Origin of the sequence: Mycolicibacter heraklionensis (assembly GCF_001021505.1) — a bacterium.
Classification (GTDB): domain Bacteria; phylum Actinomycetota; class Actinomycetes; order Mycobacteriales; family Mycobacteriaceae; genus Mycobacterium; species Mycobacterium heraklionense.
Map to the genome: position 1 here is coordinate 204605 of NZ_LDPO01000001.1, position 15565 is coordinate 220169.

At 67.5% G+C, this 15565-nt stretch carries 13 protein-coding genes; 4 read left to right on the forward strand and 9 right to left on the reverse strand.

Annotation, left to right across the window (positions count from 1 at the left end):
• Positions 1–408: 408 nt before the first annotated feature.
• Positions 409–570: a hypothetical protein gene (locus tag ABW16_RS26330; protein ID WP_157864224.1), complete on the reverse strand. Its 162-nt coding sequence runs from the start codon at positions 568–570 to the stop codon at positions 409–411.
• 26 nt (positions 571–596) lie between these two features.
• Here ABW16_RS26330 and ABW16_RS00950 point away from each other — a divergent pair, with 26 nt between their 5' ends.
• Positions 597–3305, forward strand: a complete 2709-nt coding sequence (locus tag ABW16_RS00950; protein ID WP_052956732.1) for a helix-turn-helix transcriptional regulator — start codon at positions 597–599, stop codon at positions 3303–3305.
• On the opposite strand, the gene ABW16_RS00955 is transcribed toward ABW16_RS00950, so the two are convergent.
• Together ABW16_RS00955 and ABW16_RS00960 are read right to left on the reverse strand one after the other, a co-directional pair.
• On the reverse strand, positions 3250–4608 hold the full coding sequence (locus ABW16_RS00955; RefSeq protein WP_047317248.1) for an FAD-dependent oxidoreductase: 1359 nt from the start codon (positions 4606–4608) through the stop codon (positions 3250–3252). The genes ABW16_RS00950 and ABW16_RS00955 overlap by 56 nt on opposite strands.
• A 109-nt stretch (positions 4609–4717) precedes the next feature.
• Positions 4718–5347: a DUF4245 domain-containing protein gene (locus ABW16_RS00960; protein ID WP_047317249.1), complete on the reverse strand. Its 630-nt coding sequence runs from the start codon at positions 5345–5347 to the stop codon at positions 4718–4720.
• A 65-nt stretch (positions 5348–5412) separates the two neighbouring features.
• On the opposite strand from ABW16_RS00960, the gene glpX reads away from it, so the two are divergent.
• From glpX to ABW16_RS00975, 3 genes are read left to right on the forward strand one after another with little or no spacing between them, the layout of a single operon-like run.
• Positions 5413–6444, forward strand: coding sequence for a class II fructose-bisphosphatase (glpX, locus tag ABW16_RS00965; protein ID WP_200900595.1), 1032 nt, complete (start codon positions 5413–5415; stop codon positions 6442–6444).
• A 23-nt stretch (positions 6445–6467) separates the two neighbouring features.
• Complete coding sequence (locus tag ABW16_RS00970; protein ID WP_047317251.1) at positions 6468–7862, forward strand: class II fumarate hydratase; 1395 nt, start codon at positions 6468–6470, stop codon at positions 7860–7862.
• A gap of 15 nt (positions 7863–7877) precedes the next feature.
• On the forward strand, positions 7878–9224 hold the full coding sequence (locus tag ABW16_RS00975; RefSeq protein ID WP_047317252.1) for an MFS transporter: 1347 nt from the start codon (positions 7878–7880) through the stop codon (positions 9222–9224).
• Here ABW16_RS00975 and ABW16_RS00980 read toward each other — a convergent pair.
• The 6 genes from ABW16_RS00980 to glyA form a co-directional block, all read right to left on the reverse strand.
• Entirely contained in the window at positions 9181–9768 is a 588-nt protein-coding gene (locus ABW16_RS00980; protein WP_047317658.1) for a TetR/AcrR family transcriptional regulator, read from the reverse strand. The genes ABW16_RS00975 and ABW16_RS00980 overlap by 44 nt on opposite strands.
• A 13-nt stretch (positions 9769–9781) precedes the next feature.
• Positions 9782–10738 carry an oxygenase MpaB family protein gene (locus tag ABW16_RS00985; RefSeq protein WP_047317253.1) on the reverse strand — a complete coding sequence of 319 codons (957 nt, stop codon included), beginning with the start codon at positions 10736–10738 and terminating at the stop codon, positions 9782–9784.
• 168 nt (positions 10739–10906) lie between these two features.
• Positions 10907–11722 (reverse strand): polysaccharide deacetylase family protein, encoded by an 816-nt coding sequence (locus ABW16_RS00990; RefSeq protein ID WP_082133895.1) that lies wholly within the window; start codon positions 11720–11722, stop codon positions 10907–10909.
• 52 nt (positions 11723–11774) lie between these two features.
• Positions 11775–13082 carry a PhoH family protein gene (locus ABW16_RS00995; protein WP_047317255.1) on the reverse strand — a complete coding sequence of 436 codons (1308 nt, stop codon included), beginning with the start codon at positions 13080–13082 and terminating at the stop codon, positions 11775–11777.
• Positions 13083–13274: 192 nt separating this feature from the next.
• On the reverse strand, positions 13275–14102 hold the full coding sequence (locus ABW16_RS01000) for an acyl-ACP desaturase (RefSeq protein ID WP_047317256.1): 828 nt from the start codon (positions 14100–14102) through the stop codon (positions 13275–13277).
• Between the two features lie 58 nt (positions 14103–14160).
• Entirely contained in the window at positions 14161–15435 is a 1275-nt protein-coding gene (gene glyA / locus ABW16_RS01005; RefSeq protein ID WP_047317257.1) for a serine hydroxymethyltransferase, read from the reverse strand.
• Positions 15436–15565 lie beyond the last annotated feature (130 nt).

Consider the following 15565-nt stretch of genomic DNA (forward strand, 5'->3'; position numbering starts at 1 on the left):
CTCCTGCGCGACCTATTCCGCCTTTGTGGATCCCCTAGTCGCGAATGGGAGGAAAAGAATTGAACAGCAGCTATTCGCTGAAACGGGCCATTGCCGGGGCCCTGCTGTGGAGTGTCGGAGCCGCTTCGGCACTAGTCGCGGGCATCGCCCACGCCGAGCCCGGAGCAAGCGACAGTGATTGGGGCCCACCACATCATTGGTGCCCCGGAGAGCAGCCGGTGCCGAAGACCGGCAATCACATCACCGACCCACTGAACTGGGATTGGAATGTGTGTCACACGTATTACTTCGTGTGGCCGGGGATGGGCAACGTTTCCAGCCTGATCTGGGACGGAGAGAATCCACCGCCCAGGCCCCCACCCGCGCCGGCCCTCAACTTCTGCCCGATCCCGCCATGGTGCCCCTGAGTTAGCTCCCGCCAAGAAGATCCCGAGACACATATGCGGCGGCGGCCTCGCCGTCACTGAGCCCGGCCACCAGTTCGAACACGGTGGCGCAACACCGCGAGCCATTGCCGACCGCGACCGGTGTCAGCTGCGGATCACCCCGGGTCATTTTGACGCCCGCCACGACGATGTGATGACACGATCTTCCTCGTGGGCGACAGCACGGTGCCGCATCTACCGGTGCCGCTGACAAGTTTCATCGGGCGCCAGGGGCAGATCGATGAGCTGCGCTCACTGCTGGCCGTGAGTCGGCTGCTGACGCTGAGCGGCGCGGGTGGTTCGGGAAAGACTCGTTTGGCGATTGAAGTCACCCGTCAGATCGCGCCCCTCTTCACGGCGGGAGCCTGCTACGTCGACTGCGCTCCGCTCGCACACCCGGATCTGGTAGCGGTCGCCTTTGCCCAGGCACTGGGCCTACCGGATCAACCTGGCCGCTCAGCTACGGACAGCCTGCTGAATTTCATCGGCGACCGGCAGCTGCTCCTGGTTTGCGACAACTGCGAGCACCTGCTGCACCCCATCGCATCCTTGATCGATGTGCTGTTGACCGGCTGCCGGAATGTGACGGTGATGACCACCAGCAGGGAGCCACTGGGGCTGGCCGGAGAGACCACCTGGCGTGTGCCGTCGCTGTCGTTGGATGACGAAGCGTTGACGTTGTTCACCGACCGAGCTCGCCTGGTGCTCCCGACGTTCACCCTGACCGACGCGAACCGGGCCACGATCGCTGAGATCTGCCGCCGCCTCGACGGCATGCCGTTGGCCCTCGAACTGGCTGCCGCCCGCCTACGGGCCATGTCGCCCACCGAGATTCTTGAGGGGTTGCAGCATCGCTTCGCGCTGCTGACCGGTGGCGCGCGCACGGCTGTTCCACGTCAGCAGACGTTACGGGCATCGGTGGACTGGTCACACGCGCTGCTCACCCCGGATGAGCGCGTCCTGTTCCGGCGTCTTGCGGTGTTTGTCGGGGGATTCGATCTGTCCGCTGCTGCCGCGACCGCCTCCGGTGACGGCCTGGGCGCTGACCAGATCCTCGAACTCCTCACCCAGCTGATCGACAAGTCCCTGGTGATGGTCGTCGACAACCAGGACCGGACCCGGTACCGGCTACTGGAGACGGTGCGTGAGTACGCCTTTGAACGGCTCGAGGAGGCCGGCGAATGCGACGTCGCGCAGTGCCGGCACCGGGACTTCTACGCAGCGACGGCATCCGCGATCGACGCACTCTCCGGTACCAGCCTGCAGTGCGGGCTGCAGCAGGCCGTCCTGGAACTCGACAACTTCCGCGCCGCGTTCGCCTGGAGCCGCCACTGCGCCGACGACGACACGGCGCTGACAATGGCGTCGTCGCTGCTACCGCTTTGGCTGGCCTCGGGCCGCATTCTGGAGGGGCTGGCCTGGTTTGACGCTGTCCTCACCAACGACCACTCGACAGACCTGGCGCCCGCTACGCGGGCGGCCGCACTGGCCGATCGAGCACTGCTGGACGGCTGGGTGGCTAGTGCCCACCAGCCCGAACCAGCGGAGCTCGCTGTGGCCCAGTCCCGAACACAGGACAACCCGGCGCTGCTCGCGCGGGCCCTGACCACCCGCGGCATCATTGCTGCCCTGCACGGCGAGCCAGGCGAGCAGTATTTCGCCGAGGCCGCCGAGCTGGCCCGGTCGGTGGACGACCGCTGGCGGCTCTGCCAAATCTTGGGCTGGCGAGCGAATATGGCCTTTCTGGAAGGTGATCCGGTCAGGGTGCGCGCTGCAGCCTCCGAAGGTGTCCAGATTGCCGACAAGATCGGTGATCGGTTCACCTCCCGCCAGTGCCGCACGTGGTCGTCCTGGGCGCAGCTGGTCGCTGGAGATGCGGTCGGCGCGGCAGCGCACTTCGGGGCGATAGCCGACGAAGCCCGCACCGACCGGGACGTGCTCTGGGAAGTGGTGAGCGGGCACTACCGTGCGCAATCCTTCAGCTATCAAGGAGATCCGCGCTCAGCCATGGCCGAGATCGCCCCGACGGTGTCGGCGGCCGAAGAACTTGGGCAGCTATGGATGGGCAACTCGCGCGGCGTACGTGCCATCATGGCGTTGGCCGACGGCCGTATCGACGAAGCCGATCACTGCATCCGAGTGGCCTGGGAATCGCTGTCTGGGGTTCCGCTGCACCAACGGATGTACACCTATGTGCTCGCCGAAGTCGCGCTGGCGCGCGGTGATCTGATCGGGGCACGTCGCGTGGCCGACGAAGCGGTCTCGTCGACCACCGGGTGGCATCGCATCCTGTCACTGACCACCCGGGCGCGGGTGAAGCTGGCCGAACGCGAGCCGGAGCTCTGCGAACGCGACGCTTACGCTGCTCTCGCCCTCGCCGTGGACCTCGACGCGGGTCTGTCGCTTCCGGACCTGCTCGAATGCCTGGCCGCAACGGCCTGCGTCAACGGAATTCCGCGCCGTTCCGCCCGGCTGCTGGGCGCAGCCGACGGTATGCGCCGACGAATGCACACGGCCCGGTTCACGGTTCACGACGCCGCCAATCGAGCGACAATGCGGGCGGTCCGTAATGCTTTGGGCAACAAGGACTTCGACGCCGCATTAGCCGAAGGCGCGACGCTGACCGGTTTCGAAGCGATCGAGTATGCGCAGCGCGGCAAAGGGCAACGCCGGCGGCCCTCCATGGGCTGGGGCTCGCTGACACCGACCGAGCGCGAGGTCGTCCGGCTGGTGTGCGCTGGTCTGGCCAACAAGGAGATCGCCACCCGCCTGCTGGTCTCACCGCGCACCGTGCAGACCCATCTCACCCACGTCTACACCAAGCTCAACCTGACCTCACGGGTACAACTGGTTCAGGAAGCCGGACGCCACGACGACTGAACGCGATCCGACGAATCATGCCGGGACGCAGCAGCCGGCTCGGCTGGTCGACGAGCCACGCAACTTTGATGAACTGCTCGAACACCTCGATGTCGTGCTCGGCGGTCGCCAGCACTCGCTCCAGATAGCCATTGAGCACCCGCGTCGCAAACGGCGGTGTTCCGGCGATTTCGGGCAGGCTCAAGTCACCACCGGCGGCCATCTGCCACGCTTGCCGGATCGGCTTGGCCGCCGCCCGAAAGAACCTCCGCGACAGGTCATCTGTGCCCTGGGCCAGGCAGTCGCGCAGCACGAGTGCTTCCACCGCCGCCACCGTCATGCCCTGCGCATAGATCGGGTTGAAACTGCACACGGCGTCACCGACGACCACCAGTCCCGCCGGTGGGTGAGCCAGCTTGTCATAGCGACGCCACCGGCTGGAAGGAAACCGGTGTTGGGCGACTGGGCTCGCCGGCTCAGCGGAACGCACCGCTGCCAGAATGTGCGGCGGTGTCACGGCGGCCACGAAGTCGCACATGCCCGCCAGGTCGAGTGGTGGATGACGCCCCGCCATGCCGAAGACCGTGAAGAAGACGGTGTCGTTCTCACACTTGGCGAGGGCAACTCCGGTCGGGCGCCCCGGCACCGGCGACACGATCAGACCGTATTCGCGCAAGCTCTCGTCGGGTAGCCGCAGGAGCTGGCTGGCGTACATCAGGTCCACGCGGACCTCGTCTTCGGTGGGCGCGGCGAATCCGGCCCGCTCCAACAGCGCGGGAGTCCGCGAGCCGCGCCCCGTCGCGTCTACCACCAGGTCGGCTGCCAACTCGGCTGTGACGTTGTCGGTGCGGTCGACGACGCGTACGCCGCTCACCCGGCCGGTTTCGGTGAGACAAAGCTCCACTGCCTCACGGCCACCGAGGACGCTGACATTGGGCAGGGCCATGACCCGACCGCGGACGTGTCGTTCGAGGAAAGGGCGCGTCATGTTGTAGGCCCGGAATGCCGGGGCGGCACCGGAATGGACGGCCACATGCCCGTTCATGCAGAAGTGCAGCCGGGAAAGGTCCGTGCCGTCATTGAGGACCGCGCCCCGCTCAACGAGTTGATCCAAGAAGCCGGGAAACAGCTCTTCCAGCGCCATTGCGCCGCGCATCAACAGGCCATGGGTGTGCCTGCCCTGCGGCACTCCGCGGCGGACCGCCACCGACTCCGCCACGGTGTCTCGCTCGATCACCGTCACCGCCGTGTAGAAGTCGGCCAGGGTGCGCGCGGCGAGGAGACCGGCCATGCTTCCGCCCAACACGATCGCGTGATTGCCCATCACCGTCCACCTCCTGTTTCAGCTCAGGATGTGGCACCGGCGGGCTCGCACCATCGGTCAAAGCGCGTAGCCGAAATCTGTGGGGTCGTAGTCCCTACCGAGTCGTCCCCTATCGGGTCGCCGGCAGCGGCGCCTGCGACTGCACGGCCGCGGCCAGAGTCCGGAACAACTCGGGACCGCCCGAACTGCTGATCGCGAGCTGGGCTGCCCCGGATTTTCCGGCCAGGCGGGTGGTCCACACCGAATCGCCGTCGCCTTGGTAGACCACCCACCGGATGCCGTCGACGTCCTCGGTCCCGGTCGGGTGCAGGCCAGGCTGGATCGACGCGACCAGCGGGACCTCGTCGGCGTTGCTCTGCGTCAGGCTCACGTACATCCCGGTCGGGCTGACGTAGCCCACCCGAGAGGTGACCGCGCGCAACCGCTGGCCCGCGGAGTCGGTGCGGCCGTCGGTGATGCTGCCGCGGGTGCCGGAGTTGGGTTGCCAGCCGTCGGGCAGCTGCGGCAGCCGGACCGGGAACCCGAGAGTCTGCGCATCAGCGTTCAGCGCCGCGACGGCGTCATAGGGCGGCACCGGCCCGGCGGTGATGCCCCCCGGCCGAAATGCGCAGGTTCCGGCCAGTCCGGCCAGCGCAACGCACGCCAGGGCCAGCGGCACCAGCGACCAGAACATGTCGCGCCAGTCCTGCAATATGCGTGGTTTCGCGGGCTTGGGCGCCGGCTGGGGCTCTGTGGTCACGGAAGCCAGTATCCCAGCTCAACGGTGCCGATCTGGTTCTGGGAGAATCATCAGCCGTGACTGGCATGACGGGACCAACTCGACGCGAAGCCCCAGACCGCAACCTGGCCTTGGAGCTGGTGCGGGTGACCGAGGCCGGTGCCATGGCATCCGGCCGCTGGGTGGGCCGCGGCGACAAGGAAGGCGGCGACGGCGCGGCCGTCGACGCGATGCGCGAACTGGTGAACTCGGTGTCCATGCGCGGCGTGGTGGTGATCGGCGAGGGCGAGAAGGACCACGCGCCGATGCTCTACAACGGCGAAGAAGTGGGCAACGGTGACGGCCCCGACTGCGACTTCGCCGTCGACCCGGTCGACGGCACCACCCTGATGAGCAAGGGCATGCCCAACGCGATCTCGGTGCTGGCGGTGGCCGAGCGCGGCGCGATGTTCGACCCGTCGGCGGTGTTCTACATGAACAAGATCGCCGTCGGCCCGGAGGCCGCCGACGTGCTGGACATCACCAAGCCGATCGCGGACAACATCGCCGCGGTCGCCAAGGTCAAGGGCCTGTCACCCCGGGATATGACGGTGTGCATCCTGGACCGGCCCCGGCACCGCCAGCTGATCCACGACGTGCGCGCCACCGGTGCGCGCATCCGGCTGATCACCGACGGTGACGTGGCCGGCGCCATTTCGGCGTGCCGCCCCGACTCGGGCACCGACATGCTCGCCGGGATCGGCGGAACCCCCGAGGGCATCATCGCCGCGGCCGCGATCCGCTGTATGGGCGGGGCGATCCAGGCCCAGCTGGCGCCCACCGACGAGGCCGAGCGGCAGAAAGCCCTCGACGCCGGCTACGACCTGGACGCGGTGCTGAGCACCGAGGACCTGGTCTCCGGTGAGAACGTGTTCTTCTGTGCCACCGGGGTCACCGACGGCGACCTGCTCAAGGGCGTGCGCTACTACCCCGGCGGCTGCACCACCCAGTCGATCGTGATGCGTTCCAAGTCCGGCACCGTCCGGATGATCGAGGCCTACCACCGGCTGTCGAAGCTCAATGAGTACTCGGCCGTCGACTTCACCGGCGACTCCCGCGCCGCCTACCCCCTGCCCTGACCGTCAAGCGAGGACCCAAAGCTATGAGCGAGATCGAATACCGCATCGAACACGACACCATGGGCGAGGTCCGGGTGCCGGTGACCGCGCTGTGGCGCGCGCAGACCCAGCGCGCGGTGGAGAACTTCCCGATCTCCGGGCGCGGCCTGGAGCGCACCCAGATCCGGGCGCTCGGGCTGCTCAAGAGCGCGTGCGCGCAGGTGAACGCCGACCTTGGCCTGCTGGCCCCGGAGAAGGCCGCCGCCATCAAGGCCGCCGCCGCCGAGATCGCCGACGGCAAGCACGACGACCAGTTCCCCATCGACGTGTTCCAGACCGGCTCGGGCACCAGCTCGAACATGAACACCAACGAGGTGATCGCATCGATCGCCGCCGCGAACGGCGTCACGGTGCACCCCAACGACGACGTGAACATGTCGCAGTCCTCCAACGACACCTTCCCGACCGCCACCCACATCGCGGCCACCGAGGCCGCGGTGCGCCATCTGATTCCGGCGCTGCAGATCCTGCACGACGCGCTGGCCGCCAAGGCCGTCGAGTGGCGCACCGTGGTCAAGTCGGGCCGCACCCACCTGATGGACGCCGTCCCGGTGACACTCGGCCAGGAGTTCTCCGGTTACGCCCGCCAGATCGAGGCCGGCATAGAAAGAGTGCGCGGGTGCCTTCCGAGGCTGGGTGAGCTGGCCATCGGCGGCACCGCCGTCGGCACCGGGTTGAACGCCCCGGAGGGTTTCGGCGCCAAGGTGGTCGAGGTGCTGGTCGCCGAGACCGGGATCACCGAGCTGCGTACCGCGGCGAACTCGTTCGAGGCCCAGGCGGCGCGCGACGGCCTGGTCGAGGCGTCCGGGGCGCTGCGCACCATCGCGGTGTCGCTGACCAAGATCGCCAACGACATCCGCTGGATGGGTTCGGGGCCGCTGACCGGCCTGGCCGAAATTCAGCTGCCGGACCTGCAGCCCGGCAGCTCGATCATGCCGGGCAAGGTGAATCCCGTTCTGCCCGAAGCGGTTACCCAGGTGGCGGCGCAGGTGATCGGCAACGACGCGGCGATCGCCTGGGGCGGCGGTAACGGCGCCTTCGAGCTGAACGTCTACATCCCAATGATGGCCCGCAACATGCTGGAGTCGTTCAAGCTGCTGACCAACGTCTCGAAGCTGTTCGCCGAGCGCTGCATCGTCGGACTGGTCGCCAATGAGGAGCACCTGCGGGAGCTGGCCGAGTCCAGCCCGTCGATCGTGACGCCGCTGAACTCCGCTATCGGCTACGAGGAGGCCGCCGCGGTGGCCAAGCAGGCCCTCAAGGAGCGCAAGACCATCCGTCAGACGGTGATCGACCGCGGCCTGATCGGCGAGAAGCTGTCGGAGGCCGAGCTGGACAAGCGCCTCGACGTGCTGGCGATGGCCAAGGTGAAGGACTAGTCCGCCAGGCCGCGGATGAACGCTGACCCCGCCGGGCCTCAGCTGGGCCGGGCGACGCTGGCGAAAGTCTCTCGTCGGCTCATCCCTTTCCTGGCGCTGTTGTTCGTCGTCAACTACCTGGACCGGGTCAATATCGGCTTCGCCGGGCCCAACGGGATGAACGCCGAGCTCGGCCTGACCGCCACCACCTTCGGGTTCGCGTCGGGGATCTTCTTCTTCGGCTACCTGTTGCTGGAGATACCCAGCAATATCGCGCTGCACAGGTTCGGCGGCCGACGCTGGCTGGCCCGGATCATGCTGACCTGGGGAATCGTCAGCACCGCAATCGCTTTCGTGCCCAACGCAGCGACGCTCGTCGCGCTGCGGTTCCTGCTGGGCGTGGCCGAGGCCGGCTTCTTCCCGGGCATCATCCTCTACCTCACGTTCTGGTTCCCGCAGAAGCAGCGATCCCGGGCGATCTCGCTGTTCATGGTGTCGGTGCCGGTGTCCACAGCCATCGGCGCCACCTTGTCCGCACTCGTCATCGACTGGGGCCATGGCGTTTTCGGACTGGCCGGGTGGCGGTTCATGTTCCTCGTCGAGGGGTTGCCGGCCATTGCGTTGGCGTTCGCCTGCTGGTTCTACCTGACCGATCGCCCGGCCGCGGCGGGCTGGCTCAACGCCGACGAGCGGCAGTGGCTGGAAACCACCTTGGCCGACGAACGTGCTGCCGCGGAGGCCGGTCAGCACTGGCCGCTGCGCAAGGCGCTCAGCCACCCCAGGATCCTGGCCCTGGCGTTCGTCTACTTCGGGATCGTCTACGGGCTGTACGCCGTTGGGTTCTTCCTGCCGACCATCGTCTCGGGATTTCAGCAGCAGTACGGCAGCCACCTGAGCATCATCGGGCGCGGCCTGGTGACCGCTATCCCCTACGCGATCGCGGCGATCGTGATGGTGCCCTGGGCCCGCCACGCCGACCGGACGGGCGAGCGCGTCTGGCATGTGGCGATCCCCGCGATCGTCGGCGGGGTGTGCATCCCGGCGGCGCTGTATATGGCCAACCCGTACCTGGCGATGGTCGCGATCACGTTGACGACGTGTTCGATCATGTGCGCCATGCCGGTGTTCTGGGCGCTGCCCTCGACGTTCCTCACCGGAACCGCGGCGGCCGGCGGCATCGCCTTGATCAACTCGCTGGGCAACATCAGCGGCTTCGGTGGTCCCTACGTCACGGGTTGGCTGACGGATCTGACCGGCGACGGCAAGGCCGCACTATGGGTGGTGGGGGCATTCTCGCTGGCTTCGGCCGCCGTCGTGATCGTTCTCGGCTCCGCCCCGTCTACCAGACCAGCGGCGCCAGATACTTCTGCGCGTAGGCGCTGACCGCCTCGTCGTCACTCGGCTCGAGCACCGGCGTCGACACCTGGGCAATCGACGCAGCCAAGCGCACATGCAGTTCGGCGGCGGCCACCAAGTCGGCGTCGGGCATGGTGGCGCCGGCGGCGCGCAGTGCCTTGGCCATCGCGCTCGACGCGCTTTCCAGGAATGCCTCGGCCTCCTGGTACATCCCGGCCATCATCGGCACACCGGCGTCAAGCCGGAGCAGCTTTCGCACCACCGGATCGGTGGTGAGCAGCCGCAACCCAGCACGAAACGCCGCCACCGCCGCGTTCTTCGGCCCGGAGTCCACCGCGACGGTGCGCAGCTGAACCATCGCATTGTCGAAGGCCCGGCGACCGAGCTCGGTGATCAGTGCGTCCCGCGTCGGGAAGCGCCGGTACAGGGTGCTGCGGCTGACCCCCGCCTGGCGGGCGATGACATCGAGGCTGGCGCGGCCCACCCCGACCAGTCCGACTTCTTCGGCGGCCGCTTTGAGGATGGCCGCCTCTTGCTCGGCTGGGCTCGCGGTACTGCGTCGCGATGTCATCGGCACCAGTGTGTCATCCCATCGGGCAGCCGCCGGGCGGCGCAAAGGAATCCAGCGCGACTGAGCGGTGCATCTTCACCAGCTTCTCGTACTGCAGCCGGTTGTAGGCCAGCGGCACCAGCACGACGCGATCGGGCAACACCCGCCACGCCATCTGCAGCAGCTGGGTGTAGAAGTTGAATTCGACGTCGTGGTGTGGCTGCCACCGGAAGCCGGTCAGCTCCCGTACGCCGGGATGCATGATCCCGAACGAACAGATCTTGACCACCCGGCCGGCCCCCGCGCTGACCACAGACCACAGCGGAGCAGCCGCGGTACGAACCGGTGCCGGTAGCGCCGACGGCAGCGGCAACTTGCCCAGGCCGGCAGTGACCCGATCCAAGAACGGGTTGGCCGCCAAGTCGGTCTGCACCATCTGGTCGTAGTATTCGACGGCCTCGGCGTAGGTCGCAGGGAACTTGCCGGCCTTGCCGGGCAACTCGAGCGCACGGAACGCCTCAACCAGTTGCTGGTAGGCCGCCTCTCGCTCGGCGTCATTCCATTTGATACCGGTGACCGGAGTGAACGAATTGAGGGTCACGAACATGCCGCTGACGGCAATCCAGTTCCACAGGCGCGGGTTCAGCGCGCTGTAGCGGACATCGGCGAAGTCCCCCTTGCCGCGGCCGTGAACGTCGCGGTGCATCCGCTTGAGTCGCTCACCCTCGGCGGCACGATCCTCGGCGTCGCCCCAGATGGCAAGCAGCGCAGAGAATCCGCTGCGGATGGCGCGGTCGGTGAAGTTGCGTTCGAAGCGTCCGGTCTTGTCCACTGCGGCGGCCACCGGCACCAACGCCACCTCGTCGAACGCCGCGGCCCCGAACAGGCCAGACAACACGCTGCCGGAGTGCCTGCGGAACTGGGCCATCACCTCAGGCCGAATCCGAGTGGCGGGATCGATGCTGGTGATCGGACGGGTCGCTGCCGTCATCTGTGGCCTCCTCGGCTCGCTTGACACAAAGAATAGTTTTTTGTGTCAAGGTGTCAAGGGTCGAGAGCCGAGGATCCCCGGACCCAAGCCGCGAGATCGCAACCATGCAGGAAAAGTTCGAGTAGCCACCTGCGTGAGCGCAATCTCGCGAACAAGCACCTAGCAGCGTCACGCCCCGTTGTTGGGTCCCCCCGAATTCGCCCCGGCGATGTCGGTGATCGGGAAATTCGGCATCGGCGGCGGCGACGGCGTGGCCGGCAGTCCCGGGATGTCCGAGGGTGGGATGTCGTGCAGCTCGTTGACCGGCGGGCCGTTCTCCCGGCTCCCGTACACGCTGCCCGGCGCGCGCGGGCCGAGCAGCTGGCTGACCGTAACCACGTGGTAGCCATTGGCTTTGAGCACTGGCAGGAACTGGTAGACCAGATCCACCGTGGACGAGTAGGTGTCGTGGAACAACACCACCGACCCCGGCTTGATCTGGGTCATCAGCATGTAGCGGGTGGCATTGGTGTCGGCGTCGTTGATCCAGTCGAACGGGATGACATCCCACAGGATCGCGGCCTGTCCGGCCTCGGCGGCCCGAGCGTTGACCGCCGCGTCGGTGAGCCCGCCGGGTGGGCGCCAGAGCGTCGGAGTGACGCCGGTGGCGGAGCGGATCGCGTCGGTGGCCTTGGCGAACTGCGCGGGCACGTCCGCCGCCGGGATCGTGGTCATGTTGGGGTGTTCCCAGGTATGACTGCCGATCTCCATGCCGGCGTCAGCGATCCGCTTGGCGCCAGCCGGGTCGGCCGCCACCTTGTTGCCGATCAGGAAGAACGTGGAGCGCGCACCGGCGTCGTTCAAGATCCCCAACAGCCGGTCGGTGTAGGGCGACGGACCGTCGTCGAATGTCAGCGCCACACACTTGTCCACGGCGCAGTCCACCGGTTCGGCCGACGCCTCGTGGACATGGCTGGTGCAGGCGCCGAGCACCGCAACGGCCATCGCAACGACACCGACATGCCAGGGTTTTGCCACCCCGGCAGCCTACCGGGGCTCAGCTCAGGTCGGGTCCGCTGATCTCCTCGAGCATCTCGGTGACCAGGGCGGCAATCGGCGACCGTTCGCTGCGCAGCAGGGTGATGTGCGCGAACAACGGGTGACCTTTGAGCTTCTCGATCACCGCGGCGATCCCGTCGTGCCGGCCGACCCGCAGGTTGTCCCGCTGCGCGACGTCGTGGGTGAGCACCACCCGCGAGCCGGTGCCCAGCCGCGACAGCACGGTCAGCAGCACGTTGCGCTCCAGCGATTGCGCTTCGTCGACGATCACGAACGAGTCGTGCAGCGAGCGGCCGCGGATGTGCGTCAGTGGCAGCACTTCGAGCATGCCGCGCGACAGCACCTCCTCGAGCACCGCCGGGCTGGCCAGGCCCTCAAGGGTGTCGAACACCGCCTGAGCCCACGGCCCCATCTTCTCGTTCTCACTACCCGGCAGATAGCCGAGTTCCTGTCCGCCGACGGCGTACAGCGGGCGGAACACCACCACCTTGCGCTGAGTGCGCCGCTCCAAGACGGCCTCCAGACCGGCGCACAGCGCCAGCGCAGACTTCCCGGTGCCGGCCTTGCCGCCCAGCGAGACGATGCCCACCGATTCGTCCAGGAGCAGATCCAGCGCCACCCGCTGCTCGGCGGACCGCCCGCGCAGGCCGAACGCCTCCCGGTCGCCGCGGACCAGCTGCACCCGCTTGGCCGCGTTCACCCGGCCCAATGCGTGCGAGCTGCCGGCGAGAAGACGGATTCCGGTGTGGCACGGCAGATCCCGGGCGACGGCCAGGTCGATCTCGCCCTCATCGAACAGCGCGTCGACGTCCTCGACAGACGCCTCGACCTCGTCCATTCCGGTCCAGCCGGAGACGATGACGTCCTGGGCGTGGTACTCGTCGGCGGCCAGCCCCAGGGCGGCGGCCTTGACCCGCAGCGGAATGTCCTTGCTCACCAACGTGACCCGGCGCCCTTCGGCCGCCAGGTTAGCCGCACAGGTCAAGATCCGCGAGTCGTTGCTGTCCGTGCGGAACCCGGTCGGCAGCACCGCCGGGTCGCTGTGGTTGAGCTCGACGTGCAACGTACCGCCCTGCGTCCCAACGGGAATGGGCTGGTCAAGCCGTCCGTGCTCTAGTCGCATGTCGTCGAAGATGCGCAGTGCCTGGCGGGCGAACCAGCCGAGCTCGTGATGGTGGCGTTTAGCCTCCAACTCGCTGATAACCACCAGTGGGACGACAACCTCATGTTCGGCGAACCGGGTGCAAGCCCACGGGTCCGACAGCAGCACGGAGGTGTCGAGCACGTACGTCCGGATTTCAGGCACTAAGCGCTCCAGCGGTGAGGGCACGCGCGACCCCGCGCGAACATTTCGACGGGGGGCACGGCACAGGACCGGGGCCGGTCCTGTCGTAATCACGACCGGTGGTGCCGATGAGACAGCGAAGCGTGTGGCTAGCCATCGATTGCGACGGTACCCCCGTCGCCGCGTGCGCGCTGCGCAGGCGCGCCGGAGTTTTCAGCCGATGACGAACGGCTTCAGATCGGGGTTGGCAGCCAAGCCCCAAGCGCTGATTCGGTCGGAGATCACCCGGCGCAACTGGTCGGGCCCGAAGATGCCCGCTTCGGCGATTCCGGCCTGCCGGTCGGCGTAGCCATCGATGTCGGCGCCGACGATCTTGAGCTCGGCGGCGCGGGCTGCGATCGCGGCCACCGTCTCGTCATGCACGTAGTCCAGGCAGTGCGCGACCAGGTTGGAGAAGAACTCCTCGTGGCGTTCCTCGTCGGCTGCGATCCGACCGATCAGCCCCTTGAGCACCGGCTCGTCGGTCTTGTCGGCCAGATTGCGGCAGAACTCGGCGCAGGCGCGCTCGTAGAAGGCCATGAACACCAGCGTCTCGACCTGGCTGTAATGGTTGGCGCGGTAGCCCTTCTGGACGTGCTCCATGCGAACACGCTCGTTCTCGTCGGGGTCGATCTCCCGGGTCACGATCAGGTACTCGCGCAACGCGATGGCGTGCAGGTGCTCTTCGGCGGTCCACCTGCCGATCCAGCGTCCCCACTTGTCCTCGAGGATGAAGTGCTCGACCAGCTCACGGTGGTAGCCGGCCAGGCTGTCCTTCTCGACGAGCAGGATCTCGCAGGCGTCGGTGATCGCCTTGGGCAAGCTGACCTGCGACGGGTCCCAGTCCTTGCCACCGAGGAAGGCGAAGTTCTGGCCCTGCTCGAACGGCACGAAGTCGTGCGCGAACCACGGGTCCACCGTGTCAATGTGCCGGACCAGGTTCGCGTCGACCACCGGCTCCAGCTCGCGGATCAGTGCATTAGCAACGGGACGTTCAGCCATGAAAGTAACTGTAACCCGAATTCACACTATCTTGTCAACCCGGGTGCGGCGTGTCCCGTCAGGCGAGCTTCCAGTCCTCCAGGCCGTCGTAGAGCGGGAAGTCCTGCGCCAGCTTGGCGACCCGGGCCCGCAGCGCCGGCACGTCAGCGGCCGAACCGGCCGCCAGCGCCGTGGCGATGACATCGGCGACCTCGGTGAACTCGGCGTCGCCGAAGCCACGGGCAGCCAGCGCGGGGGTGCCCACCCGAAGCCCGGAGGTGACCATCGGCGGTCGCGGGTCGTTCGGGACGGCGTTGCGGTTGACGGTGATGCCGACCTCGTGCAGCAGGTCCTCGGCCATCTGGCCGTCCAGCGGCGAGTCCCGCAGGTCGACCAGCACCAGGTGCACATCGGTGCCGCCACTGACCACCGAGACGCCGGCCTTGGCCACGTCGGCGGCCAGCAGCCGCTCGGCGAGGATCTTCGCGCCGGAGAGCACCCGCTGCTGACGCTCGGCGAATTCGGGGGTGCCGGCGATCTTCAGCGCGACGGCCTTGGCGGCGATCACGTGCATCAGCGGACCGCCCTGCTGGCCGGGGAAGACCGCCGAGTTGATCTGCTTGGCGAATTCCTTCTGGCCGACGATCAGACCGGAGCGGGGGCCGCCGAGGGTCTTGTGCACGGTGGTGGAGACCACCTGGGCGTGCGGCACCGGCGACGGGTGCAGCCCGGCGGCCACCAGCCCGGCGAAGTGGGCCATGTCCACCCACAGCGTCGCGTCGACCTCGTCGGCGATCGAGCGGAACGCCGCAAAGTCAACGATGCGCGGGTAGGCCGACCAGCCGGCAATGATCACCTTCGGCTTGAACTCGAGTGCCTGCGACCGGACCACGTCCATGTCGATGCGGTGGGTGACGGGGTCGACGCCGTAGAAGGCGTTCTCATAAAGCTTGCCGGAGAAGTTCAGCCGCATCCCGTGGGTCAGGTGTCCTCCGTTGGCCAGGTCGAGGCCCAGCAGTCGGTCACCGGGCTCCATCAGCGCCTGCAGCACCGCGGCGTTGGCCTGCGCGCCCGAGTGCGGCTGGACGTTGGCGAAGTCGGCGCCGAACAACTCCTTGGCGCGGTCACGGGCGATGTTCTCCACCACGTCGACGTGCTCGCACCCGCCGTAGTAGCGCCGGCCCGGCAGGCCCTCGGCGTACTTGTTCGTCAACACGCTGCCCTGCGCCTGCAGCACCGCCCGCGGCACGAAGTTCTCCGAGGCGATCATCTCCAGCGTGTCGCGCTGACGCCCCAGTTCCTTGCCGAGCAGCTCGGCGATGTCGGGGTCGAGGTCGGCCAGCGGAGTCGACATGGTGGATGCGGGGCGGGTGTTCGGTGCGGCAGTCACGCCCTCCAGTCTGGCACGGTGACGTTCACTCGATCGCCGCAGGCCAGCGATCGCTCCCGTTGCGCCGAATGTGCGGATTTATCCGCAAATTACG

Excerpts from the sequence above, each read along its gene's own strand:
- ABW16_RS00975 (WP_047317252.1), top strand. The coding sequence starts at position 7,878 with ATGAACGCTGACCCCGCCGGGCCTCAGCTGGGCCGGGCGACGCTGGCG.
- ABW16_RS00985 (WP_047317253.1), bottom strand. The coding sequence starts at position 10,738 with ATGACGGCAGCGACCCGTCCGATCACCAGCATCGATCCCGCCACTCGG.
- ABW16_RS00980 (WP_047317658.1), bottom strand. The coding sequence starts at position 9,768 with ATGACATCGCGACGCAGTACCGCGAGCCCAGCCGAGCAAGAGGCGGCC.
- glyA (WP_047317257.1), bottom strand. The coding sequence starts at position 15,435 with ATGTCGACTCCGCTGGCCGACCTCGACCCCGACATCGCCGAGCTGCTC.
- ABW16_RS00970 (WP_047317251.1), top strand. The coding sequence starts at position 6,468 with ATGAGCGAGATCGAATACCGCATCGAACACGACACCATGGGCGAGGTC.
- ABW16_RS01000 (WP_047317256.1), bottom strand. The coding sequence starts at position 14,102 with ATGGCTGAACGTCCCGTTGCTAATGCACTGATCCGCGAGCTGGAGCCG.
- glpX (WP_200900595.1), top strand. The coding sequence starts at position 5,413 with ATGACGGGACCAACTCGACGCGAAGCCCCAGACCGCAACCTGGCCTTG.
- ABW16_RS00955 (WP_047317248.1), bottom strand. The coding sequence starts at position 4,608 with ATGGGCAATCACGCGATCGTGTTGGGCGGAAGCATGGCCGGTCTCCTC.
- ABW16_RS00990 (WP_082133895.1), bottom strand. The coding sequence starts at position 11,722 with ATGGCCGTTGCGGTGCTCGGCGCCTGCACCAGCCATGTCCACGAGGCG.